General features: G+C 45.2%; 16 protein-coding genes. 3 read left to right on the top strand and 13 right to left on the bottom strand.

What is annotated here, in order from left to right:
- Positions 1-41 precede the first annotated feature (41 nt).
- Both FPL27_RS14175 and FPL27_RS14180 read right to left on the bottom strand, forming a co-directional pair.
- Complete coding sequence (locus FPL27_RS14175) at positions 42-2,291, bottom strand: Tex family protein (protein WP_143961713.1); 2,250 nt, start codon at positions 2,289-2,291, stop codon at positions 42-44.
- 359 nt (positions 2,292-2,650) lie between these two features.
- Positions 2,651-2,857 (bottom strand): hypothetical protein, encoded by a 207-nt coding sequence (locus FPL27_RS14180; protein ID WP_143961714.1) that lies wholly within the window; start codon positions 2,855-2,857, stop codon positions 2,651-2,653.
- A gap of 203 nt (positions 2,858-3,060) precedes the next feature.
- On the opposite strand from FPL27_RS14180, the gene FPL27_RS14185 reads away from it, so the two are divergent.
- Positions 3,061-3,642: a flavodoxin family protein gene (locus FPL27_RS14185; protein WP_143961715.1), complete on the top strand. Its 582-nt coding sequence runs from the start codon at positions 3,061-3,063 to the stop codon at positions 3,640-3,642.
- 161 nt (positions 3,643-3,803) lie between these two features.
- On the opposite strand, the gene katG is transcribed toward FPL27_RS14185, so the two are convergent.
- The 9 genes from katG to FPL27_RS14230 form a co-directional block, all read right to left on the bottom strand.
- A complete protein-coding gene (gene katG / locus FPL27_RS14190) occupies positions 3,804-6,059 on the bottom strand; it encodes a catalase/peroxidase HPI (protein ID WP_143961716.1) in 2,256 nt (751 codons plus the stop codon).
- Positions 6,060-6,212: 153 nt separating this feature from the next.
- Positions 6,213-7,496: a D-alanyl-D-alanine carboxypeptidase gene (locus tag FPL27_RS14195; RefSeq protein WP_143961717.1), complete on the bottom strand. Its 1,284-nt coding sequence runs from the start codon at positions 7,494-7,496 to the stop codon at positions 6,213-6,215.
- 122 nt (positions 7,497-7,618) lie between these two features.
- Entirely contained in the window at positions 7,619-9,709 is a 2,091-nt protein-coding gene (locus FPL27_RS14200; RefSeq protein ID WP_143961718.1) for a S9 family peptidase, read from the bottom strand.
- Between the two features lie 125 nt (positions 9,710-9,834).
- A complete protein-coding gene (locus FPL27_RS14205; protein ID WP_143961719.1) occupies positions 9,835-10,740 on the bottom strand; it encodes a serine hydrolase in 906 nt (301 codons plus the stop codon).
- Between the two features lie 3 nt (positions 10,741-10,743).
- Positions 10,744-12,270 carry an N-acyl-D-amino-acid deacylase family protein gene (locus FPL27_RS14210; RefSeq protein ID WP_143961720.1) on the bottom strand — a complete coding sequence of 509 codons (1,527 nt, stop codon included), beginning with the start codon at positions 12,268-12,270 and terminating at the stop codon, positions 10,744-10,746.
- A gap of 78 nt (positions 12,271-12,348) precedes the next feature.
- Complete coding sequence (locus FPL27_RS14215; RefSeq protein WP_143961721.1) at positions 12,349-12,777, bottom strand: hypothetical protein; 429 nt, start codon at positions 12,775-12,777, stop codon at positions 12,349-12,351.
- A gap of 16 nt (positions 12,778-12,793) precedes the next feature.
- Positions 12,794-14,266 (bottom strand): SusD/RagB family nutrient-binding outer membrane lipoprotein, encoded by a 1,473-nt coding sequence (locus FPL27_RS14220; protein WP_143961722.1) that lies wholly within the window; start codon positions 14,264-14,266, stop codon positions 12,794-12,796.
- A gap of 24 nt (positions 14,267-14,290) precedes the next feature.
- A complete protein-coding gene (locus FPL27_RS14225; protein ID WP_143961723.1) occupies positions 14,291-17,440 on the bottom strand; it encodes a SusC/RagA family TonB-linked outer membrane protein in 3,150 nt (1,049 codons plus the stop codon).
- Between the two features lie 449 nt (positions 17,441-17,889).
- Entirely contained in the window at positions 17,890-20,097 is a 2,208-nt protein-coding gene (locus FPL27_RS14230) for a sodium-translocating pyrophosphatase (RefSeq protein ID WP_143961724.1), read from the bottom strand.
- A 349-nt stretch (positions 20,098-20,446) separates the two neighbouring features.
- On the opposite strand from FPL27_RS14230, the gene FPL27_RS14235 reads away from it, so the two are divergent.
- Together FPL27_RS14235 and FPL27_RS14240 are read left to right on the top strand one after the other, a co-directional pair.
- Entirely contained in the window at positions 20,447-21,427 is a 981-nt protein-coding gene (locus FPL27_RS14235) for an NAD(P)H-quinone oxidoreductase (protein WP_143961725.1), read from the top strand.
- Positions 21,428-21,452: 25 nt separating this feature from the next.
- On the top strand, positions 21,453-21,875 hold the full coding sequence (locus FPL27_RS14240; RefSeq protein ID WP_143961726.1) for a nuclear transport factor 2 family protein: 423 nt from the start codon (positions 21,453-21,455) through the stop codon (positions 21,873-21,875).
- 185 nt (positions 21,876-22,060) lie between these two features.
- Here FPL27_RS14240 and FPL27_RS14245 read toward each other — a convergent pair whose 3' ends face one another.
- On the bottom strand, positions 22,061-23,149 hold the full coding sequence (locus FPL27_RS14245) for a glycerate kinase (protein ID WP_143961727.1): 1,089 nt from the start codon (positions 23,147-23,149) through the stop codon (positions 22,061-22,063).
- On the bottom strand, positions 23,146-24,501 hold the full coding sequence (locus FPL27_RS14250) for an alanine/glycine:cation symporter family protein (RefSeq protein WP_143961728.1): 1,356 nt from the start codon (positions 24,499-24,501) through the stop codon (positions 23,146-23,148). Before FPL27_RS14250 ends, FPL27_RS14245 begins: the two co-directional genes overlap by 4 nt.
- Positions 24,502-24,668: the final 167 nt, after the last annotated feature.

Raw genomic sequence — 24,668 nt, forward strand, 5'->3', positions numbered from 1 at the left:
TTCGTGCACCTGCCTTCTGCAGGCAAGTTCGTGGCTATCTTTTACCTAAACTTCCCCTTCAGCATCGCCAGCTTAGCCGCTAAATCTCCTTCGGGTTCCTTTTCCTCTTTGGGGCGCCTTCCGCCGCCTTTTCCGCCCTTGGGCGGCCTTTCGGCAAAGGGATCGGACTTCATACTCAGCCCTATTCTTTTTCGGCCAAGGTCCACTTCCATCACGGTCACCTCCACCTTCTGGTTGACGGTTACCACTTCATTGGGATCAGAGACGTACTTGTCGGCCAGGTGGCTCAGGTGGACCAGGCCGTCCTGGTGCACGCCCACGTCTACGAAGGCTCCGAAATTGGTGATGTTGGTCACCACGCCGGGAAGCTTCATGCCTACCTGCAGGTCCTTCATCTCGTTGACGCCTTCCTGGAAGCTGAACACCTCAAAGGTCTCCCGCGGGTCCCTGCCCGGCTTGGAAAGCTCGGCCATGATGTCCTGTAGGGTCGGCAGACCGATGGTCTCAGAAACGTAGTTCTTTAATACCACATTCTGTCTCAGTTCCTCGCTGCTCATCAGATCGCTCACGTCCACACCCAGATCAGCGGCCATTTTCTGCACCACGGTATAGCTTTCCGGGTGTACAGCGCTCCTGTCCAATGGATTAATCCCGTTTCGAATCCTCAAGAAACCGGCTGCCTGCTCATAGGCCTTGTCGCCAAGTCTTGGGACTTTCTTGATTTCATCACGGCTCTTGAAGGGGCCGTTGGTGTTTCTGTAGTTGACGATGTTCTGCGCCAAGGAAGGGCCTAGACCGGAAACATAGGTCAACAGCTGCTTGGAAGCGGTATTGACCTCCACGCCCACGCCGTTAACACAGCTCATGACGGTATCGTCCAGGGAATTTTTCAGTGCGGACTGGTCCACGTCGTGCTGGTACTGCCCTACCCCGATGGATTTGGGGTCAATCTTCACCAACTCGGCCAATGGATCCATCAATCTCCTGCCGATGGATACGGCTCCCCTAACAGTCAGATCCTGATCCGGGAATTCTTCCCTCGCCACGTCCGAAGCCGAATAGATGGAAGCGCCGCTTTCGTTTACCATCACCACGATCACATGCTTCGGAAGCCCCAAAGACTTCACAAAGGATTCCGTCTCCCTACTGGCGGTACCGTTACCAATGGCAATAGCTTCAATTTGATGCTTTTCGACCAGGTGCTTGACCAAAGCTCCTGATTCGGCAATCTTTCTATTCTCATGGGGATAGATGACATCAAAGCCCAACAACTGCCCCTGAGGCCCCAAACATACGGTTTTGCAACCTGTCCTGAACCCCGGGTCAATGGCCATCACGGCCTTTTCGCCCAATGGTGCACCCAAAAGCAATTGTCTCAGATTTTCAGCAAAAACCTTGATAGCCTCCTCGTCGGCTTTTTTCTTGGTATATAGCCTCACCTCTGTTTCCATGGAAGGCTTCAGCAAACGCTTGTAGGCATCCTTGATGGCGATTTTTACCTGCTCCACGGCCGTGTTGGCGGCATTCTGGACCACAATTTTTTCCATCAAAGCTATGGCATCCACTTCCTCCGGTTGGGAATCGAGCATCAGAAACAGCTCCTTCTCTCCCCTTCTCATGGCCAGCACCCTGTGGGAAGGGGCGGTCTTGATAGGCTCGGACCAGTCAAAGTAGTCCTTGTATTTCTGCGCCTCTTCCTCCTTGCCGGGAATCACTTTGGAGGTAAACTTGCCCTCGTTGATGAAAAGGTCCCTCATCTGCTTTCTGAGCTCCACGTTTTCGTTTACCCATTCGGCGATGATGTCGCGGGCGCCCTGAAGGGCTTCCTCGGTGGAATTTACTTCCTTCTCGGCATCCACGTATTGAGCTGCTTCGGCTTCCAGGTCAAAGGATTCCTGTTCAAATATCTTGTTGGCCAATGGCTCCAGTCCCTTTTCGCGGGCAATGGTGGCCTTGGTCCTTCTTTTCGGCTTGTAGGGCAGGTAAAGATCCTCCAATAGGGCCATTGTTTCGGCTCCATTAATCTTTTCCTCCAATTCGGGGGTGAGTTTTTCTTGCTCTTTGATGGACTTGAGGATGGCTTCCCTCCTTTTGTCCAGGTCGCGCAGCTGCTGCACCCTGTCCCTGATGCCGGCTACCTGCACTTCGTCCAAGCTTCCGGTTACTTCCTTTCTATAGCGGGAAATAAAGGGCACGGTAGCTCCTTCATCCAATAAGGCAGCCGTATCGGTCACCTGCTTGAGTTTGATGCTCAGCTCCTCGGCAATCTTGAGGTAATGGTTGATATTCATGGTTTTAACGATAATGTACAGACCGGAAGGCTATTCGAAAAGAGCCTATCCGGTCGGATGATTTCTGGCTTGCAAGTTAACCTTAATGCGAGAGTTTTCTTAAAAGAAGGGCGGGAAATTAAGGGGTGAAAATTTAAAGGATTGGAAATCAGGTAGAGGAATGTAAAAGGACACAGAGTTTAAATGAGTTTTAAAAGGAGTTTCACAGAGTCGCTGCTTCGCGGAAACAATTTCACGCAGCGGCGCAAAGAAAGGCGCAACGGTCGCAAAGACATCAAAAATGGAGGAGATGAGTTTTAGTGGAAAATGGATAACCGCAGAGGATCCCGCCCCGGCGGGCAGGCAGAGGGTACAGAGATCTATAGATATTCTACCTGAAAGCTAATGTCATGGTATTTATTTGATCCCTCTTCATCTTCGAAGCACAAATCAGAAGCCTCATAGGCATTAATGATCAAATCGGGGAAAGTTTTTCCGGTGGTGAAAATTGGATAGTCTCCTGCAAATGCAGAATAGCCCGTATCCGTTTTTTCGACAGTTAACCTTAAGCTTACATGATTTGCCATGGTTATTGAGTTAAGTAGAGAGTTATGTAGTAAAAATAATCAAAATGAAGGATATTTTTATACGATTAAAAGAGGCTAAGCCTGCCTACCGGCAAAGGCAGGCCTCTATTTTCGAAGTTCCAAGGCAAAGCCTTGGAACAACGGGAACAACGGGATACTTCATTTTTAATTCCTAATTTTACATTTTCAATTCCTAAATCTGTATGAAATATTACGCTTTTCTCCTTTTCAGCCTTATTTGGCTTGCGGCTCCAATAATTCTGAGGGCTCAATCAAAGCCTGTCGTATTGGTAGCATATTACAGCCCGTCAGGACATACCAAAATAATGGCCGAAGCGGTGGCTAAGGGAGCGGAGTCCGGAGAGGTAGAGGTGGTTCTGAAACCCATAACAGAAACTACAGAGGATGACTTGCTACGGGCAGGAGCTATAATTCTAGGCTCGCCTGTCTATAATGCCAATATAGCACCCGCAGTGCAGGAGTTCATCAATTCCTGGCCGTTTGAGGCCCGGCCAATGAAAGACAAAATTGGGGCTGCTTTTGCTACAGGAGGCGGCATCTCCATCGGGGAGGAACTGGTGATGCTCAACATCATCCACTCCATGCTTATCCACGGCATGATCATCATCGGAGGCGAGGAGACTGAGGCTGCTTTTGGAGCCTCTGCTATCACCGGAGAGGGCGAATTTGCGGGTAAGCCCGTTCAGGAAGTTTTTCTGATTAAAGCAGAGGGGCTGGGAAGAAGGGTGGCGGAAATGGTGGTGAAATTGGACACTAGTCCCTGAGATTAATGAGTTTCACGCAACGCCGCTGAGAAATACGCAACGAACACCACGTGAAGACTTCGTGCGACTTTTTTTGAACTTTGAGCGACTTTGTGACCAATTTAAAACTAAAAAAGGCACCCTGTCTCCAAAGTGCCTTTTATTTTCAAGCTTAAACTTTCTTACTTCAAATCAAACCGGTCAAGGTTCATCACCTTGTCCCAGGCCTTCACAAAGTCCTTGACAAAACGTTCCTGACCATCATTGCAAGCATAAACCTCTGCAAATGCCCGCAGTTCTGAATTGGAACCGAAGATCAGGTCCACTCGGGAACCAGTCCATTTGACCTCCCCTGTTCGGCGGTCACTTCCTACGAAAAGTTTGTCTTCATCCGTGGTAGCTTTCCAGGTAGTTCTCATATCGAGCAGGTTTTTGAAGAAATCATTCGTCAATTGACCTGGTCGATCGGTAAACACCCCATGTTTGGAATGGTCGAAATTGGTATCTAATACTCGCATCCCTCCTACCAGTACAGTAATTTCGGGAGCGGTTAAGGTCATCAGTTGGGCCCGGTCGATGAGCATTTCTTCAGCTGATGCAGATACGTGCTCGTGGTTACCAAAGTAATTTCTGAATCCATCAGCATTTGGTTCCAGCATGGAAAACTGTTCCACATCGGTTTGTTCCTGACTGGAATCTGCACGTCCGGGGGTGAATGGAACACTCACCTCAAATCCAGCGTCTTTGGCTGCTTTTTCAACCGCTGCGCATCCTCCGAGTACAATCAGGTCAGCAACAGAAACCTTTTTGTTGCCACTCTGGCTGTCATTGAAATCCCTTTGGATACTCTCAATTACATTGAGGACTTTGGATAGCTCTTCAGGATTGTTGACTTCCCAGTTTTTCTGTGGTGCCAAACGTAACCTGCCTCCATTAGCCCCTCCTCGCTTATCAGAATTACGGTAAGTGGAAGCGGAAGCCCAGGCAGTGGTGACCAACTGGCCTACAGAAAGCCCGGAATTCAATAATTTATCCTTTAGGCCAGCGATATCATTATCATCCACCAACTCATGCTCTACGGCAGGAATCGGGTCTTGCCAGATCAGTTCCTCTTGCGGAACTTCCGGACCCAGATATCTTGAAAGCGGCCCCATATCCCTGTGGGTCAGTTTGTACCAAGCACGTGCAAAAGCGTCGGCAAACTCTTCAGGGTTTTCAAAAAATCTTCTTGAAATCTTCTCATAAGCTGGATCCATCTTAAGGGATAGATCTGTAGTCAGCATAAATGGTGCATGCTTCTTATTTGGGTCATGTGCATCGGGAACGGTACCTTCTCCCGCCCCATTTTTTGGCTTATATTGATGTGCTCCAGCAGGGCTCTTGGTTAATTCCCAGTCAAAACCGAAGAGATTCTCGAAGAAATTGTTGCTCCATTGAGTTGGAGAGGTGGTCCAAGCACCTTCAAGACCACTGGTAATGGTATCTCCTGAATGTCCTTTGCCGAAAGTATTCTTCCAGCCCAAGCCCATTTCTGCAATACCAGCGCCAGCTGGCTCTGCTCCCACATATTCTCCTGGGTCTGCTGCACCGTGAGTTTTGCCGAAGGTATGTCCCCCGGCGATCAAAGCCACAGTTTCCTCATCATTCATAGCCATTCTGCCGAAAGTTTCCCTAATATGATGGGCCGCTTCCACTGGGTCAGGATTGCCATTTGGTCCTTCCGGGTTGACATAGATAAGCCCCATATGAGAGGCACCAAGGGGGTTCTCCAAGGTTCCCCCTTCGTGACGCTCTTTATTACCTAACCATTCACCCTCAGAACCCCAATAGATATCCTCCTCAGGCTCCCACACGTCCTCCCGACCTCCAGCAAACCCGAAAGTCTGGAAGCCCATGGATTCCAAAGCAACGTTACCGGTCAGAATCAAAAGATCTGCCCATGATAGTTTTTTTCCGTATTTCTGTTTGATCGGCCAGAGCAAAAGGCGGGCTTTGTCTAAGTTGGCATTGTCAGGCCAGCTGTTTAATGGGGCAAAACGCTGGGATCCTGAACCTGCGCCACCGCGCCCGTCGGCGATTCGGTATGTACCTGCGCTATGCCAGGCCATCCGAATAAAAAATGGGCCATAATGGCCATAATCTGCAGGCCACCAATCCTGGGAATCGGTCATCAGCTTAGTAAGATCCTCTTTTACTGCTTTCAAGTCCAGACTTTTGAATTCCTCCCTGTAGTTGTAATCTTCACCCATGGGATTGGAAAGAGAAGAATGCTGGTGCAAAATTTTCAGGTTAAGCATGTTTGGCCACCAGTCCCGGTTGGTGTTTCCACTGCCCGCGGTGGACCTTACGGCTCCGCTTAAAAATGGGCACCTGCTGGATTCATTGGTATCCCAAACAGGGGTGTCGGGGGCTGTGTTTCTGTCTTTGTTGTTTTCCATAGTATAAAGTGGTAAAATTTATATTGCCTTTTTGAATACAATTAAAATTACAAAAAGGAATAGATAAAACCTTACTTTCTTAACTATTAAAATCTATGGCAGATAGAGGGAATCTATGGAGAAGACGGGAGACCGGAGACGGAAGACCAAAGATTAAAATCTTTCGTGGATTTCGGTCATGATGCGGACCATTTCCTCGCGGATTTCTGAAGTGGGTCTAACATAATTGTTGTTCATAAAAGCATACCTTAGTCTTTTCCCTTTACGGGTTTCCAAGATTCCACTCTGGAGATGGGCATAAGTCAAGGTGCCTGTTTTGGCCCAAACGAAAGGCACCCCGTTGTCAAGCTGATAGGCACTCTTTAATGTACCACTCAATCCGCCCACAGGCATAAGGTCTTTAAGCCTTTCCTCATCTCCTACTTTAGCCTTAATCTTACCGATCAATGCAATGATCGTTTCTGGGGTAAATAGGTTAAATCTAGAAAGTCCAGAACCGTCTGACCATTTGGGTTCAGCAGGAAGGTCATCCATAAAGGTTTCCAAACTATGGTCAATGGCATTTTTAATTCCCATTTCTCCTTCCAAGGTAGAGGAACAAAGCATCAAGATTTGTTCCGCCAGAAAATTGTCACTGGGCAGCATCATGTGTTTTAGTAAGGAGTCAGTACGCACACTATATAAAGTTTTGGCCTCTTCAGGCATGGCAAGGTTGGTGAGCTTCACTTCCCTTTTTAGCGTATCTGAAAGTAGTTCAGCTGTAAGTTCAGCTCCCACGGAATAAAGAACTTTGCTGTCAAATTCTTCGGGAATTGGTAGAAGAGGGTAATTGAGTTCATATCCCACCTTGGCCCTTCTCAGGGTAAATCGGTCTGCTACAAATGAACTGTCCGGCTTGATGTATTGTGAAATCACGGATGGAAAAGATTTGAAGCCTTCCGGTCCACCAGTAATCTGGGCAGTATTGGCCGCAATGGGGAAAGTATTGATATCTGCCCTCCAGTTGCTCGGCTCCATAACGGACGCACCGTCCCTATCCATGGAAAGATAGATCTGCTTGTCATGGCCTTTAAGAAACTCAAACGCTCTTTGGTCCTCAAACTTTTCATGCAAAAAAGTCGGATCGCCGGTCCCCCAGACGATCAGGGAATCCCCTCGCTCCTCATACCTCAAAGCCGGAATGGAGTCGCCCAGCATATTAAGTGCTGCATAAAGGGTAAACAACTTGGTGTTGGACGCAGGGAGAAAGTACTTGTTGGCATTTTCCTCATAGATAACCCGCCCTTTCTCTTGGTCATACAATACAAAGCCGACAAAATGCTCCTGCATAATCTCAGATCGATCAAAGATCAGCTTGACTTGGCGCTTGTTGAGACGCTGGGCTTCGGCATTTATTGTAATGATTAGGGTTAAAGCGGTAAGTAGGTATTTGTACATAATATAATTGAATCAAAATTAGGACACAGAGTTTAAATAGAGTGGGAGCAGGAAATTGGCCGCGAAGGAGACTCTGAGAAACTCCCTTTAAAACTCTGAGAAACTCTGTGTCCCTATTTTCTTTATTTCATCAAATGCTTCATCAAGAAATCAGCGGTCGCCTGGTTGACTTTGACCATATTCGAATAGACCATCCAGTGGTGGGTGTCATCAGGGATGACGAGGTATTCGTAGGGGATGTTCCGCTGCTCCAGCCTTCTGGCCAGATCCACACTGTGACTGATGTTCACGTTCCGGTCATCATCGGCATGGATCAGCAACACTGGGGAAGTCCAATTATCCAGCATAGCAACTGGGGAAGAATCCCAGGCCGTTTGTCTCGCCTTTTTCAAATCAGGCGCCTGCTCAATTCCGTCGGGGATTTTAATGTAACCGTCCCTGTTGTGTACCCCGTGGATATCCACACCTACAGCAAACAGATCCGAGTCAAGTCCTAGAGCAATGGCAGTGAGGTATCCTCCATAGGAGCCTCCATACACGCCAATCCTGTTTTCATCCACTTGTGAAAGCGCGGCAAGATATTCGCCTGCAGCCTTCACGTCCTGATATTCGGAAGCACCGGAAATCCCAGCTCCTTCAGGTTTGTGGAAATCATGTCCATAGCCTATTCCCATCCTGAAATTGACCGAAAGTACCACAAAACCTTGGTTGGCCAGATACTGGTTGAGTGCATAGGTATTGGAATAATAATCCATATAACTCCACCCCAGCAGCATCTGCCTTTGAGGTCCGCCATGTACAAAGACCACGGCTGGTTTTTGGCTATCTCCGCCTTCTTTTTCAAACAACTGGCCGTAAACTTTTACACCATCCGGAGCTTCAAAACTCACTTGCTTGGGTTCCACAAAATAGTCTGTCGGAAAGTCTTCCGGAAGTCTATCCTTTGCTAGAACATCCAGATTCTTGCTACTGATTTCCAATACTGCAGGTAACAATGGCTGCCGGGCATCCCCGCTGAAAAGAGCAAGTTTATCTCCATCTCCCATAAAATGCGGGAAGGCCTCTATTCCCTCTCCGTCAGTCATCAACTCCATATCAGCCTCATCCACCGATACCATTCCTATATGTCTGCGGTCCAGGTCTTCTGGAGCAGAACCGGTATTGGCTGAGAAGATGGCTTTTTTACCGTCCTTGCTCAATGTAATGTGCTCGAGCATAAAGTCACCCTTTGTCAGCTGGGTAACCACGCCTCCATCTTCGGGTATGGAGTAAAGATGCGGCCATCCGTCCTCATAGCTTAGAAAAACGATATTTTCGTTTCCAGCCCAATGTAGGTTGAAGCTACCGTGGGTGGTAGGAACGGAACCTTCCAGCGTTTCGGGAGCCTTCCAGATTTGCTGTCCTTCTCCAGAATCCACATCGGCTGTCCATATGCTCCAAGGGCGGTGTTGCTGAACCAACAGGCTGTCCGGTTCTCCTCCACCACCAGGGGTGCGGACAAAAACAACTTTATCACCTTCGGGAGACCATCTTGGTGAACGGTCTCGGGCAAATGCCGGCGCTAACCATTTTATTGAGGTTGATTCATTCCTATAAATACCCACAAAAGCATGGTCGCCACGGGAGGCTACAAATACAAGTTTTTCTCCATCAGGGGACCACTCCAAAGAACCTGTGGATCCTTTGGAGGTGAAAAGTTTTTTCGCAGGCTCATCATTTTCTAAGTTTGCGCCCCAAGCTTGGCCTCCATGGATGAAAGCTACCTTTTTGCTATCCGGTGAAAGTGTGGGCTGGTCGCCTTCGCCAATGAGCACTGGCTCACCTCCACTGAAAGGTACTTTCCATATTTCCACCTTTGGAGGGTTGGGAAGACTGGTCGGATTGACATACACATGGGCGTTTCCGCCTCCATGCTCTCCTCCTCTTACATATATGATCCAGTTGCCATCAGCGGAGATCTGAAGACTGCTGATTTCCTGGCCCTCGTCTTTGTCATAATTGGTCAGTTTTCGGGGTTCAAAATCCGGTCCCTGGGCGACGTAGATATTTCTTTTGCCTTGCTCATTGAAGGCCCAAGCCATTTTATCACTGCCCGATGAAGTGGTCAGCTCGGAGGGAAAGGGATAGGCAGTAACCTGTTCCATGGTGAAGTCCTGGGCGCTTAAGCTGGTGATGAAGCAAAAGACTAGGAAAATAAAAAGAGCTTTTTTCATGTCAAATGGGTGTTTATGGTCTTCATTTTTATTTCATTATTCATTATTCATAATTCGATATTCATCATTTTTATAATAATGAATAATGAATGATGAACGCCGAATGATGAAGTGAGGGTACGTTCCTAATCTAGCGCCAACACATAATCATATATCATCTTCGATACATTCGCCATCACTCTTTTGCCTTCATCCCTATCACCCAAATTCTTTGACAAAAGAACCAAAGCGTATTGTCTTCCATCAGGAAGCCTAATGATGCCGGAGTCGTGTTGAACGCCTGTGATGAAGCCTGTTTTATGGGCGACCACCACATCTTCCGGTAGATGGGCAGGAATGAGGTCTTTGAAATATTGGTCGGCCAGGATGTCAAACATCTGGGCATCGGCTTCCTCATCTACAGCATTACCGGTGGCAATTGCTTCCATGATGACCATAAGGTCGTAGGCTGTAGTGGTATTATTCAGGCCTTGGTCGAAGGCTTTTTGATCTTCCACTCCCCTACAGACCATAATATCGGGTGCTCCGATATCTCTCATGGATCCAGTAGTCTCTTCAGCTCCTACCAGATCAATCAAAATGTTAGTAGCCAGATTGGAGCTCTTGATGATCATCGCGTAAGTGATGTCATAGATGGTGGCTTTTTTGTCAATGCGATCGTAAAGCTCCTCCTCACTATCCACACCCAATTGCATACTGTAAGCACTGCCGTCCACAATGCTTTTAAACTCGTTGTGCACGGTGATGGAGTCGGACAGTTGAAATATACCGGCGGCAGCCTGCTTGTATACCTCGATCATCACGGGTGTTTTCATGGTGCTGGCCGCATGGAAGTTTTCCTTTTCGTTGATCAGGATCTCTTTATTTGAGCCCCCCAACAATCTGAAGGCCACCGCAAAATCTCCCTCCACGGAGGACAGTTCCTCAGTGATTTCCGCTTTCAGGGTTTCTAAATCTTTTTGCTCCTGAGGAGCAGGGCTACATGCCCAAAAAGCCAGTAGGCCAATAACACTGATAAAAGGCTTTTTCATGGTTTATTTCTTAATGATCTTTCCTGATCGGTTTTTAAACTCCTCTCCCTCTTTAGCAATTTTACCATTTACAATTACTAGATCAAACCCCTTGGCCAATTGGCCCGGATTTTCGTAGGTTGCGATGGCTTTGACTTCGGAAGGTTCGAAAAGGACCATATCTGCTTTATAGCCTTCTCTGATCAGTCCTCTATTTTGTAATTTAACATTTTTGGCGGCAAGTCCCGTCATTTTATGGATCGCTTCTTCCAGCTTGAGTACCGGTTCGTTGACTACATATGATTCGATTATTTTGGCAAATGTGCCATGGCCTCTAGGGTGATTGCCGGTAAGACTTCCGTCAGAGCAGATGTTAACGTAAGGGTCTTTCATAAACTCCTTCATCACCGTTTCGTCCATGACAAAATAGGCTGCGCTCGTTCCAGCTGGTCCAATGTCTTCCATCAAGACTCTTTCAAAAGCCTTTCCTTTTTCCTCGGCAACCTGCTTAAGCGTTTTTCCTTTGTATTCCCCAGTTCCCAAAAGGGTGGCTTCGGGTCCATTTCTTAAATTCACACGGTTACGTAAGTACGTTAAAAGTTCATCTCCACGGCTTGCCACTACCTCATTGTAATCAGCCGGTGGCTTGGCCCATTCTGGGAAAAGGATGGAAATGCTGGTATATGAAGCCTCATATGGATATAGATCTGCCGTGACAGTATGTCCCCTTTGTCTTTTTTGGTTCAAAACTCCAAGAACCTCAATTGCTCGCTCCTCTCCTTTTGCGTAGACAACTTTTATGTGCGAAACGTGGACAGGACAATGCTCTGCAAGGGAAAGGAATTCATCCAAAGATTCCTCAATGGCATCGTCATCCTCATTTCTCATGTGGCTCATCATGATTCCTTCATGTTCCCCCACCACTTTTGCCACACGGGCGAGTTCATTTCTATCTGCAAGGTAACCAGGGTTGTATTCCAGACCAGTGGTCACCCCGAATGCACCTGCTTTCATGGCATCAGCCACCAGCTGATCAAGTTTTTGAAATCCTTCCTCAGAAGGGGTTTTGTCGTACTCTATTCCCGAAAGCATTCGTAACGTACCGTGTCCTGCAAACATGGCGACGTTTACACCTGGCTCGGCAGCATCCACCTCATCCATCCAAGCTGCAAGGTCAGTGGTCTTTGGGCTGGAACCGTCCTGTCCCATGAAAATGGTAGTGACTCCCATTGATAAAAAATTTGGGAATTCAGGAGTCTGCAATGGATCTCCGTGGGTGTGGGTGTCAATAAAGCCGGGAGCCAGTATTTTTCCATTGGCATTGATAGTTCTGGTGGCTTCAAATGTCTTAGTTAGATCTTTTTCAATCTTGATGATTTCGTCCCCTTTTATGAGCACGTTGGCTGGGTAAGCTTCTTCTCCACTTCCATCTATGATTTGGGCATTTTGGATAAGTAGGTCGTAAGATTCTGTGGCGGAATCTGACTGCTGGCAGGAGGTAAAAATTAAAACAAAGGATAATATCCCAGTAATATATTTGATCAAATGCATAATGCTTGGTTTGGGTTATTAGCAAAGAAAAAAGACTTCCACAGCATATGGAAGTCTTTTTATATATAAGGTTATTGATTATTCTGCTGGCTCTGCAACCGTCACTACTCGGTTGATGCTACCTCTATTAGTAAGTCCATTGGCTGTTTCTACTTCGATCCATAAAGTGATCGCTGTACCTGGATCTAAACTTGCCGGAACAGTGTAAGTAAAGGAATCTTCATACGAATCCCTCACGTTGTGTCCTGTGATATCCTTAGAAGCCGCCACAGTTTCGTTTCCGCTTATTATCTCAATCAAGCGAAGCCCGGTCACAGGCTCATGCTCAGAAAAATAGCGAAAATTAGCTGTAACATCAGCCCCAGGGGCAGCTGTAGTGCTGGAAACTGTGAATACTGGTATCGAAGCGACACGTCCTAAAAGGTCATATCCCTCATCGTATTCATCAAAACAAGAGGTTAGGCCGACCATGACCAGCATGGTCAATATGGCTATATATTTTTTCATCTTCATTTGTTTAAAATTATAGGTCCCAGAACACTTTTACTGTTGGAGAACCGGTCGGTACATTCGCCGAGTTGTTGTCCAATTCTGAAGTTGGATAAAGGAATCTTCTTGGGAATACGTCATTGGTAAAATTGTCATCCGCTGGTTCAAGGAATGGTATACCACTGGTGGTACCGTCAGCTCCTGCAGGGATACTTCTTCTCCAATCCGCCCAAGACTCAGTTTTCAAGTACATATCTATGTGCTTTTCCATAAAGATCCTCTCCAGGCCATTGGCTTCCATTGAGGCAGCTGTCTCGGATCCGAATTCAGCTATATAAGCTGGATCAGCAGCACCTGTCACTCTCATAAGAGAAGCTGCCACCGCTTGATTCAAGGCTTCTGCAGCCAATGCATACTGCCCAAGTCGCTGATTCGCTTCCGCTTCGATAAACTTCAACTCAGAGTAAGTCATGATGCTAGTTGGTGCCGATTCGTTATTAAGGTAAGGACCAACTATAGACACATTGCTAGGAATAGATGCAGCACCATAGGAGGCTCCTACAAACTCCCCGGCAGAATTAGGCGCGATGAAATAAGGAAGGCGCGGGTCATTTTGACCAGGCCCTACCCTGTTTTCAAGCAAATCGATGAATCTCTGAGCCACGGCAATGTTATTTTGACCGAAAGAACCCAAAAGGAATCCAAACCAAGGTCCCGCAGCATCTGCAGCGTTTCCGAACACAGTGTTTAAATCATCAGCGTTTCCTTCGAAAGCACCAGCATTGATTGCCGCCAAAGCGTTGGTAGCAGAACCTTGCGGATCCACTTTGCTCAGGTGATTGTGGTATCTGGCTTTCAATGAATTTGCTGCTTTGATCCATTTAGGAAGGGAAGTGCTTCTCCAAGCGCCTTCGTTTCCAGCTGGGTACACCAAATCATTGGCTGCAGGAGATGTGGAGCTTTCACCCTGAAGATCAGCAATCCCTTCGTCCAATAGACGGAAAATCTCCTCATAAATTTGCTCTCCGGAATCATATGCCGGCTGAGGGAACTCATCGATATTCAATGCTTGAGAATAAGGCACATCTCCCCAAAGGTCAACCAAGTAACCCATCAGCAAGGCGGATTGGATTTTGGCTACGCCTCTATAATGGAAAGCCTGATTTTCGGTTGAAAGATCGATTATGTTTTTCAAGTCTATCAAGGCGCCATTATAAAAATGGTTCCAAGGAGTGTTGAAGTTTGGCGGAACGTAAGCATAAAAGGTTACGTTTTGCTGCACGTTCAGAGTACCAGTCATGTATTGCACCAAGATGCTTGTAGCCTGGGAAGTAAAGTCCCCTACGGCCCACGTCATATTGGCCTGTGTGGCGGGAAGAAGGACGTTTACGCCAACCTCAGTTACTGCATTTGGGTTGACATTTGCTTCTTGCAAATCACAACCTGCAGTAGAAAGAAGGAGTGCCCCTGCCAAGCCGTTTATAATTTTTTTCTTTATTGCTTTCATTTGATCTCTTTTTTGAAATGAAAATTAGAATTGAGCTGACAAGTTGATACCAACTGATCTTGTGGTAGGCGTACCGAAGGCATCCACACCGATTGAAGAGTTAGGTCCCGCAAGGTTTGTCTCAGGATCCACACCCGTATAGGCAGTGAAGAGCAATAGGTTTCTACCGTACAAACTAACATCAAGATTTCTCATTTTCAATCTATTGGCAATTGCCGAAGGTACCTGATAAGTCAAAGTGATATCTCTCAACCTAACCCAAGAACCGTCTTCGATAAATCTTTCGGCGATATCCCTATTACCGGTAGTGTTGTTGTAGTATCTCGCATCATCGATCACCACTGGGATGTCGTTTGGAGAACCGTCCCCTTTGACACCTCTGAAGATCACCTGGCTACCACGATCCTCAGTGAAAGCACCTACACCTTGTGCTCTCATCCAGTTGGCTGTAACATTTGCCACATCACCACCCACTCTGATATCCCAAAGGAAAGTCAATAGGAAGTTTTTGTAAGAAAGGTTGTTTCTCAATCCTAAGAGGAAGTCTGGAGTAGGATCACCTATGATGATGTCACCAGATGGGTTTTCATCTGAAGGAAGCACTCGCTGAGGATAACCGTTTTCATTGATGATCCTGTTACCTTGGTCATCTCTTAAAAAACCTGTCCCCATAAATATACCATAAGGTTGACCTTCGACCAAAGATGGTCTCAAGTTACCAAAGCCAGCAAGGGCATAACGGTCCACTGGAAGATCCAATACCACGTTTCTGTTTCTAGAAAAGTTAGCTACGATATCCCACTTGAAGTCACCTACTAATGGTGAGGCATTGGCTACGATCTCCCAACCTCTGTTTTCGATAGTACCGGCGTTGATCCATCTGGAGGAGAAACCTGTACTTCCAGGCTCAGACACCGCGATGATTTGGTCAACGTTTCTTTCTCTATAGTAAGTCACATCCAAGCCAAGTCTGTTTTCGGCAAATCTGAATTCACCACCGAATTCCCAAGTCTTATTCCTTTCTGGACGAAGGTTTGGATTACCAGCAAGACCGGCAAGTTGAACCCCACCTACACCTGATGGAAGCGGGAATACAAGTCCACCACCCCATGCTCCGCTAATGGATGATCTTCCAAAGTAAGTCTGGTCTCTATAAGGATTGGTATCTCTACCTGCTTCTGAGTAAGACGCTCTTAATTTACCAAAGCTGAAAAAGCCTTGATCTAAATTAAATGCTTCTGTAAATACAAAACCAGTACCCACGGAACCATAGAAGAACGAGTTATTTGGAGGCAACAAGGTTGAAGTCCATTCATTTCTTCCAGTTGCTTCCAAGAAAGCATAATTTCTGAAATCCACAGAAACTCTAGAGAATACGGCTGCGGTTTGCTTTAATTCAGTGAACTGATCCTGCACAAGGTTGGTCTGCGCATTGGTGATACGGTAAAGGCCAGGAATTGCCAGGTTTCTACCGTCAAAGAACTGCATTCTATAAGATCTGGAGTAGAAGTTCTGTCCTACCATCCCCTGAAGATTAAAATCCTCACCCAACTGGGTGTTGGCAGTTATGATTAGGTCAGAGTTCAGTAATCTGTCATTGTAAGTCGTTTCCTGCACTCTACCGCCTGGAAGAGCGTCACCACCGAAGGAACCTACTGCCCATTGCTGGTTTCTTTTATCTGAAGATACATCAGTACCAATTCTATACATGATGTTCAACCAATCCAAAGGATCATAGTTGGCCTGAATAAAACCAATAATTCTATTTACTTCATCTTCGTAAGGGTTGTTATTTACCGTCCAGAACGGGTTGTCTGGAGAGTTATCTCTAAAAGACCTCTGTCCGCCATCCGGTCTCAAATGACCAAGACTGTTATCAAAACTTGGAGGTGTTCTGAATGAACCCTGCACCACATCGGCAAAATTGTCACCTCTACCGAATCTCGTACTTGTAGAATGCACATAGTTAGCGGAAGCGGTTACTCTCAATTTTTCAGTTAATGAAGACTCACCGGTTACCTTGAAGGATCTTCTGTTATATTTATTGTTAGGGATAATCCCAGTTTGGCTAAAATCGCCCATTGAAATATAAAAAGAGCTATGCTTGTTACCGGTTGATACACTTATACTATTATCCAAGGTCAAACCATCCTGAAAAAACACATCCTGGTTGTTCACCGGGTCCATCATTTGGTTGGTTGCAGATGGGTCGTTCATATCCACCAATAAACCTCTTGGATCTCGGTGGGTATCTTGACCATTGAATCTCAATGTCGATAATGGAGGTCCAAAATGTCCGAATGTGGTTGTTCCGTGAACGCCTCTATCCCCTTGAGCATAAGTCATTTGAGCAGGGAAGTTTTGCATAATTCTATCTACACCTGTGTTTGAACTGAAGTTTACTGATAGGTTTTGCGTATCAGATCTTGAACCTTTCTTGGTGGTGATGATTACCACACCACTCGCAGCTTGTATACCATAAAGTGCGGTAGCTGCAGGACCTTTAAGTACGTTCATGGATTCGATATCATTAGGATTGATATCAATGGCCCTGTTTGGAGCATCGACCCCTGATGATCTTGACCGCGTTCTGTATTCGTTGTTAATCGGAATACCGTCGACTACAAACAACGGCTGGTTTTCTCCGGAGATTGAAGACATGCCCCTGATGACAATACTGGAAGCAGCACCGGCGGACCCTCCCTGACGAGTCACCTGTACACCAGCGACTTTGGCATTCAAGGCATCCACCATGTTAGGCTCTCTGGAAAGTGCAAGCTCTCTACCTTTCACCTCTTGAGTAGCCGACACCAAAGCCTTTTTCTCCTGTTCTATACCGAAGGCCGTCACTACTACCTCAGAAAGCTGAGCTATATCTGGCACCATCACTACATTCAATTCACTTCTATTCCTTACTTGGACACGTTGCCGGGAAAAACCAATAAAGGAAAACTCCAAGGTGACGTCCCCAGAAGGCACCTCGATAGTATACTCACCATCCAAATCCGTTACCGCTCCAGTGGTAGAACCCTGGACCAGTACACTCACTCCCGGCAAAGGTCCACCATCCTCTTGGGAGGTCACTTTCCCTGTTACTGAAATCTGGGCATACGTGGGTATGGCCAGCAAAAACAGCATCAGGAAAAAGACTGATTTTGTACAATTTTGCGTCATTTACTTGTAAATTTTGGGTGTAACATAAATTAAAATATTTAAAATTGAAGTTAAAGGTTTAGATACTTACCCTGAATCAGGATGGCTAAAAACCGGTCAAAAAATCCCTAAAGCTGATAAAAAGATACAGCTAACTTTTTTCGATTTTAATAAACTTTAAGAATTAGATCCTAATTTTGGTTAATTTTTTAAGATTTTCAAACATTCCCATCAAAAATCCTTTGCATTACACCAATGGTAGATTTAAATTACAAAAATGATAATGACAAAAACTAATACAAAATTTTTAATTATGTCATACTTTCAGTATAAAAAATTTTAGAATTGGATCTTTTTTGATTTTCTATTGAAAATATTCGGAAATCTCATGGGAAGAATATTTTATTAAATTTAAAAAAAATGCCGATGGTTTCCTTTTTCCATCGGCATTTCTAGCAAAGAATATCAAATTAAGGCTTTACTACTTCAAGTGTTTTTGCTACAGTTTCCATTTCCACTTCAATAGCCATCACCGCATCATCGGGAAGGTTGTGATGAGGATTAATAGAAATGTGCGGAGCGATCACCAAGGCAACAATTGACATGAGTTTAATGAGGATATTCATAGAAGGACCAGAGGTATCCTTGAACGGATCCCCCACAGTATCCCCAGTGACAGAGGCCTTATGAGGTTCAGATCCTTTATAATACATCTCACCATTAATTTCAACTCCTTTTTCGAAAGACTTCTTAGCATTATCCCAAGCTCCCCCTGCATTGTTTTGAAAAATACCCATCAATACGCCCGACACGGTCACTCCAGCCAAAAGCCCACCTAGCACTTCAGGCCCAAATGCAAATCCTACTATGATTGGCACTAAAAGAGCAATTGCCCCAGGTGCTACCATTTCTCGTATGGATGCCTTGGTAGAAATCTCCACGCATTTGTCATACTCCGGCTTGGCTTTGTACTCCATAATCCCAGGAATCTCTTTAAACTGTCTTCTAACTTCGTTTACCATATCCATGGCCGCTCGACCCACAGCCGCAATACAGAGCGATGAAAAGATAAACGGAATCATTGCCCCCACAAAAAGGCCTGATAATACATCTGCCTTATATATATCAATTGAATTAATTCCAGCAAGTCCTACATAAGCTGCAAACAATGCCAAAGCGGTTAATGCTGCTGAAGCGATAGCGAAGCCTTTACCAGCCGCAGCCGTAGTATTACCCACCGCATCTAGGATATCTGTTCTTTCGCGCACTTCTTTTGGAAGTCCGGACATTTCTGCGATACCACCTGCATTATCAGCAATCGGTCCGAAAGCATCGATTGCCAACTGCATGGCTGTGGTTGCCATCATCCCTGCTGCCGCAATGGCAACTCCATAAAGTCCGGCCGCTAGAAAAGAAGTGTAAATACCACCAGCCAATACAAGTATAGGAAGTACAGTAGACTCCATACCTACTGACAATCCGCCGATAATATTGGTAGCATGTCCGGTAGAGGATTGTTTTATTATAGAATTTACAGGTCGTTTGCCCATAGCAGTATAGTATTCCGTGATGATGCTCATCAGTGCTCCCACAACTAAACCAATAAACACTGCTCCGAATACACCAGTTTTGGTAAACGTAACCTCAGGGTTTCTTACCAGATTCAGTTCCCCCGCTGGCAACATATAGTCAATTATAAAATAGGAAGCACCAACGGTCAACAAAATGGAAACCCAGTTGCCCATATTAAGGGCTGCCTGCACGCTGTCTGTTTCTTTGTTGATCTTAACGAAGAATGTACCCACGATGGAAAACAACAGTCCAACACCCGCAATCACCAAAGGCAACAAGATTGGAGCAATCCCGCCCATGTTGTCATTGGAAATAATCTCACGACCTAAAACCATGGATGCCAAAATAGTAGCCACATAAGAACCAAAAAGGTCAGCTCCCATACCGGCTACATCCCCCACATTATCTCCAACGTTATCCGCAATAGTGGCTGGGTTTCTTACATCATCTTCTGGAATTCCAGCCTCCACTTTTCCTACCAGGTCGGCGCCCACATCGGCAGCTTTGGTATAAATACCGCCCCCTACCCTAGCAAAAAGGGCAATAGATTCAGCGCCAAGAGAAAAACCAGCTAAAACTTCCAAGGCAGTTTCCATCTCCATTCCATTAACATCTCCCCCTACGGAAAGGACGAACATATGATAAAATACTATAAATAAGGAGCCCATCCCAAGGACAGCCAAGCCTGCAACCCCAAGTCCCATAACGGAACCACCTGTAAAGGATACTTGAAGAGCTTTCCTCAAACTAGTCTTAGCAGCCTGGGTGGTTCTTACATTAGCCTTGGTAGCAATGTTCATCCCAACATAACCTGCAAATGCTGAAAGTACAGCTCCAATTACAAATGAGATGGAAATGATCCAACTTGAATTTTCAACCAAGGTTCCGGACCATGCGAGGATAATACCTGCAATGATGACAAAATAGATGAGAACTTTCCATTCAGCTTTGAGGAAAGCCATAGCTCCCCTGGCGATGTGTCCAGCAAGCTCTATCATGTTTTGATCTCCGGAGTCCTGTTTGGTGACCCAAGCAGACTTTATGGCCATCACGATTAGACCGATAATACCCATCGCTGGGACCGCATACGTAAAGATTTGTTCCATATTGAGTGGATTAATAGTGTTAGTTTACTTTAACAAATATATTATTTATCACGTATCTGACAATTAATATGCTGGTAATAGGTTAAAAATACAAAATATCATCACTACCCATAATCACTTACCGCCTTATTTGTTGAATAATCAATAAAAAAATATCATATATTTTGAAAATTCCACAAATAAATGACCATTATTTTCACAAAAACCTATATAACGAATTTTAATTGATATTTCAATGAATATACACAAACGAATGATTGATTTCACGTAATCTGCAACTGAATAGGTCTATAGTCTGCCCTAAGGGTAATTTTCTTATCTTTAAGTCTCTCGTTTTAGCTATAGAAATATGAAAGCAATAAGTATAATTAAGCCAGGAGGTCCGGAAGCTCTACAATTAGTGCAGAAAGACAAGCCCATCCCCAAAATGGGTGAGGTCCTTATTCGTGTGAAAGCAGCTGGAATTAACAGGCCCGATATTGCACAGCGCAAAGGCAGGTATCCCGCCCCAAAAGATGCACCTGCAGATATTCCGGGACTGGAAGTAGCTGGAATTGTTGAGCAAGTTGGGGAGAATGTTTCGGAGAAAGTTATAGGCCAAGAAATATGCGCCTTAATATCAGGGGGAGGCTATGCGGAGTATGTCTGCGCTCCTTGGAAGCAATGCCTGCCAGTTCCTGCCGGCGCTACTTTGGAAGAGGCGGCATCTCTTCCGGAGACGTTTTTCACGGTTTGGAACAACGTGTTTGATATCGGGAAATTTACATCTGGAGAAACGGTTTTAATCCACGGAGGAAGTAGTGGTATTGGCGTGACGGCTATACAGATAGTTAAGGCGATGGGAGGAAAAGTGGTAGTCACTGCTGGCACGGATGAAAAATGTCAGGCTTGTATTGACCTTGGAGCTGACTTGGCCATAAATTACAAAACTCAGGATTTTGAACAGGAGGTGAAAAACTCTGGATCAATTGAAGGTGTTGACATTGTGCTGGATATGATTGGCGGGGAATATACTCCCAAAAATATTGCGTTGATGAATCCTTTTGGCAGAATCGTCATGATCAATGCCATGAAAGGCAAAGATGCTAATGTGGACCTAATTCAGATCATGAAAAAAAGACTTGTCTTGACGGGTTCTACCCTACGGCCTCAAACAATTGAATATAAAGGAAAAATTGCTGATAAACTTAGAGAGAAGATTTGGCCTTTTTTCCATGAAAAAATAAAGCCAGTGATATTTAAGACTTTCCCATTGGCAGAAGCTTCGGCCGCACATGAGTTGCTGGAGTCTTCTAACCATATAGGCAAACTTTTGCTGGTAAATTCGTAAAATACTTTAAAAATTAAATATAGACATGAAAAGATTTATACTATTGATGATGGCCTTTGGATTTTCCTTGCCTTTAATGGCACAGGAAGAGTTAAGGGAATTGAACCAAGAAGAGCGCACCGGTCGTAGATTGGCACAGGAACAGTTGGACGCCTACAATAATCGGGATATTGATGCTTTCTTAACCCCCTATAGCGATGATGTAAAGGTATTTCAGTTTCCAGAAACCTTGCTATATGAAGGAAAAGAAAAAATGCGGGAAAATTACGCTAGGTATTTTGCTATGACCCCTGACCTATACTGCAAGCTGATCAACAGGATCGTACAAGGCAACACCGTAATTGATCAAGAGGAAGTTACGAGAGTGCGTGGGGAAGAGCCGACAAAAGCCATTGCCATCTACAAAATCAAGGGCGAAAAGATCGCTGAAGTTTACTTTATCAAGTAGTTAAGATTTTTTAACGGTTTTAATTGAAACTATTGTAGCGTTTGGCTCCTTCTCTACGTATAAAGAATTGAACATGCATTCATGTTTTCAATACATTTAATAAGGGCTTATGTTAAAAAAGAGGTTTCCGGTTCGGAGACCTTTTTTTATTCGTACATCGGAAATTTAGTTTTTGGTATCTCACTTCATTTTTCAAAAAAATTCTTTACAGCTTCAAACAAAAACTTTTTGGCCGAATCGCTGTCTCCTTTTTCAGGAAGCGGGGGAAGAAATATTGTTTCCTCAAAGCCAGGCCCCGGAACATCCCCAGAAGTGATAAGGTAAATTGGTTTCGAATGGCTTTTCCCCAATTGCATAAGTTTGTAGCTTCCCTTTCCCGCTGCGGACTGCAGATCATAGCGGCCCTCCCCGGTGATAACAAGGTCTGCCCATTTTACCTTATCTTCCATATTTACTTTTGAAAAGAAATATTTAGGGCCACTAACTAAGTCTGTAAGAAAAAAGGCGCTCAGACCAACTGCAATCCCACCAGCAGCTCCATAACCAGGTTTATCTTCCAGGTCAAATGGACTTTTATCTTGGAGAAGTTCGAAAAAACGGTTGGTTATATTCTGCAATTCCTCTAACCCTTCCGCTTCAAGGCCCTTTTGGGGACCAAATACAGGCACCGCTCCTTCCGTCCCTTGGAATGGGTTATCAACATCACAAAGTAAGGTAAATTTTAATTCAAATTTTTCAAGGGGTCTTTGGATGAGTTTGATTTTGTCCAAAAAATAAGGTGAAAACATGGCCACTTCCCTTCCCCACTGATTGAGGAAATTGAATCCTAGTGCTTTGAGTATTCCCACCCCCATATCAATGGTGGCACTTCCTCCCAACCCCAACTCAATTTCTTTTGCCCCATTCTGATAGGCAGTCCGAATCAGTTCTCCAGTTCCATAAGTACAGGAGGTAAAAGGGTCCCTCTCTTCAGCTTTGAGTAAGCCCACCCCTGAGACGGTCGATACATCCACGAAAGCCTTTTGGTTAGGCCCATCCCAACCATAAAAACCTTTGATGGGCCTTCCCAGTGGATCTAAGACAAGCATTTCCTTTTTTTCGAGCCCCATAGCCTGGGTCATTAACAAACATGTCCCATCACCTCCGTCGGCAATGGGACATATTTTTATTTCATGTTCCGGATGATTTTCTTTGATCGCAGTTCGAATGATTTCAGCAGCCTCATGAGCTTTCATGGTACCTTTAAATGCATTCGGTGCGATCAAGATTTTCATACATCCAGTTTTTTCATCCTTTTAAAATAATCCTTGGTGGCTGCCCTGACTTTTGGTGAAAGGTAGATGGCTGAGATCATGGTCGGAATCGCCATGATAGCGTACATACCGTCCACAAAACTGATAACCACTTCAAGAGAAGCCACAGCACCAGCTACAATGGTTATTAAGTAAAAATAATTATAATAATCGGCTCTTTTAGCTCCAAAGAGGTAATTAAAACATTTATGACCGTAATAACTGTAAGTAAACATGGTCGAGAAGGCAAAAACCAACACTGCAACCATAAGCAAATATTTTCCAAATCCTGGCAGGGCCATCTCAAATGCCGACAAGGTCAATCTCACTCCGTCATTTTCAGTGGTTTGCCAAACCCCCGTCAGAAGGATCACCAACGAGGTCAAAGTACAGACTACTATAGTATCAATGAATGGACCCAGCATAGCGATAAGGCCTTCTCTAACTGGTTCATTGTTTCTGGATGCTCCGTGAACCATTGGGGCAGTTCCTATACCTGCTTCATTGGAAAAAGCTGCCCTTCTCGCTCCTGTCACAATCACAGCTCCTACAGCACCACCCATCACAGCGTTGCCAGTAAAGGCGTCCTCCACGATTAGCCACAGCATGGAAGGCACATTATTAATGTATTTGAATACGATTAATAAAACAGTAGCGAAATATAGTCCCACCATAAATGGAACCAACTTAGATGCCACTAAAGCAATCCTTTGGATACCCCCCAAAATCACTCCAGCGACAATCACCATCATGGTAATCCCGATGATCCATCTTGTTGGAGCTCCAGCGTCCAATCCTGCCGGCTCCAAGATTACAAACCTGAAAGTAGCAGTCAATTGATTGGCTTGGAAAATGGCCAAAAGGCCCAATATACCCGCAATGCAGAAGATGATGGACAGAAATTTCCATTTTCGGCCCATGCCCTCTTCGATCACATACATAGGCCCCCCTTGAATCACCCCAGCAGAATCTTTACCCCTATACATAATAGCAAGACTACAGGTAAAAAATTTGGTGGCCATCCCCACGAAAGCTGATACCCACATCCAAAAGATGGCGCCAGGCCCTCCCATGTTGATGGCTATGGCAACTCCGCTTATATTGCCGAGTCCTACAGTAGCTGCAATAGCGGCCGAAAGTGCCTGAAAGGATGTGATCTGACCAGGCATGTTAGAGTCATCGTATTTCCCCCTCACCACCTTCATGGCATGGCCTAATTTTCGAAAAGGCAAAAAGCCTGAATAGGCCAACAAAATTAATCCCCCACCCATCAATAAGACGAGCATGGGGGTATCCCAAATCCAATTACTGAAATTGACTATAAATTCACCCACTTTATTTGATTGATTTTCTAAATGTTAATGATTTTTGAAATTCCGAACCCGATCAAGGTACACAAACCAAAAAACTTTTGAGTCGCTTTTGGCTTTATACAAGTAGGAATATTAATAGCTATTTTCTGATTTTGCAAATTATTCCTTTATAGCCTGCTTCAATATTT

It is taken from the genome of Litoribacter populi, assembly GCF_007483685.1.
Classification (GTDB): domain Bacteria; phylum Bacteroidota; class Bacteroidia; order Cytophagales; family Cyclobacteriaceae; genus Litoribacter; species Litoribacter populi.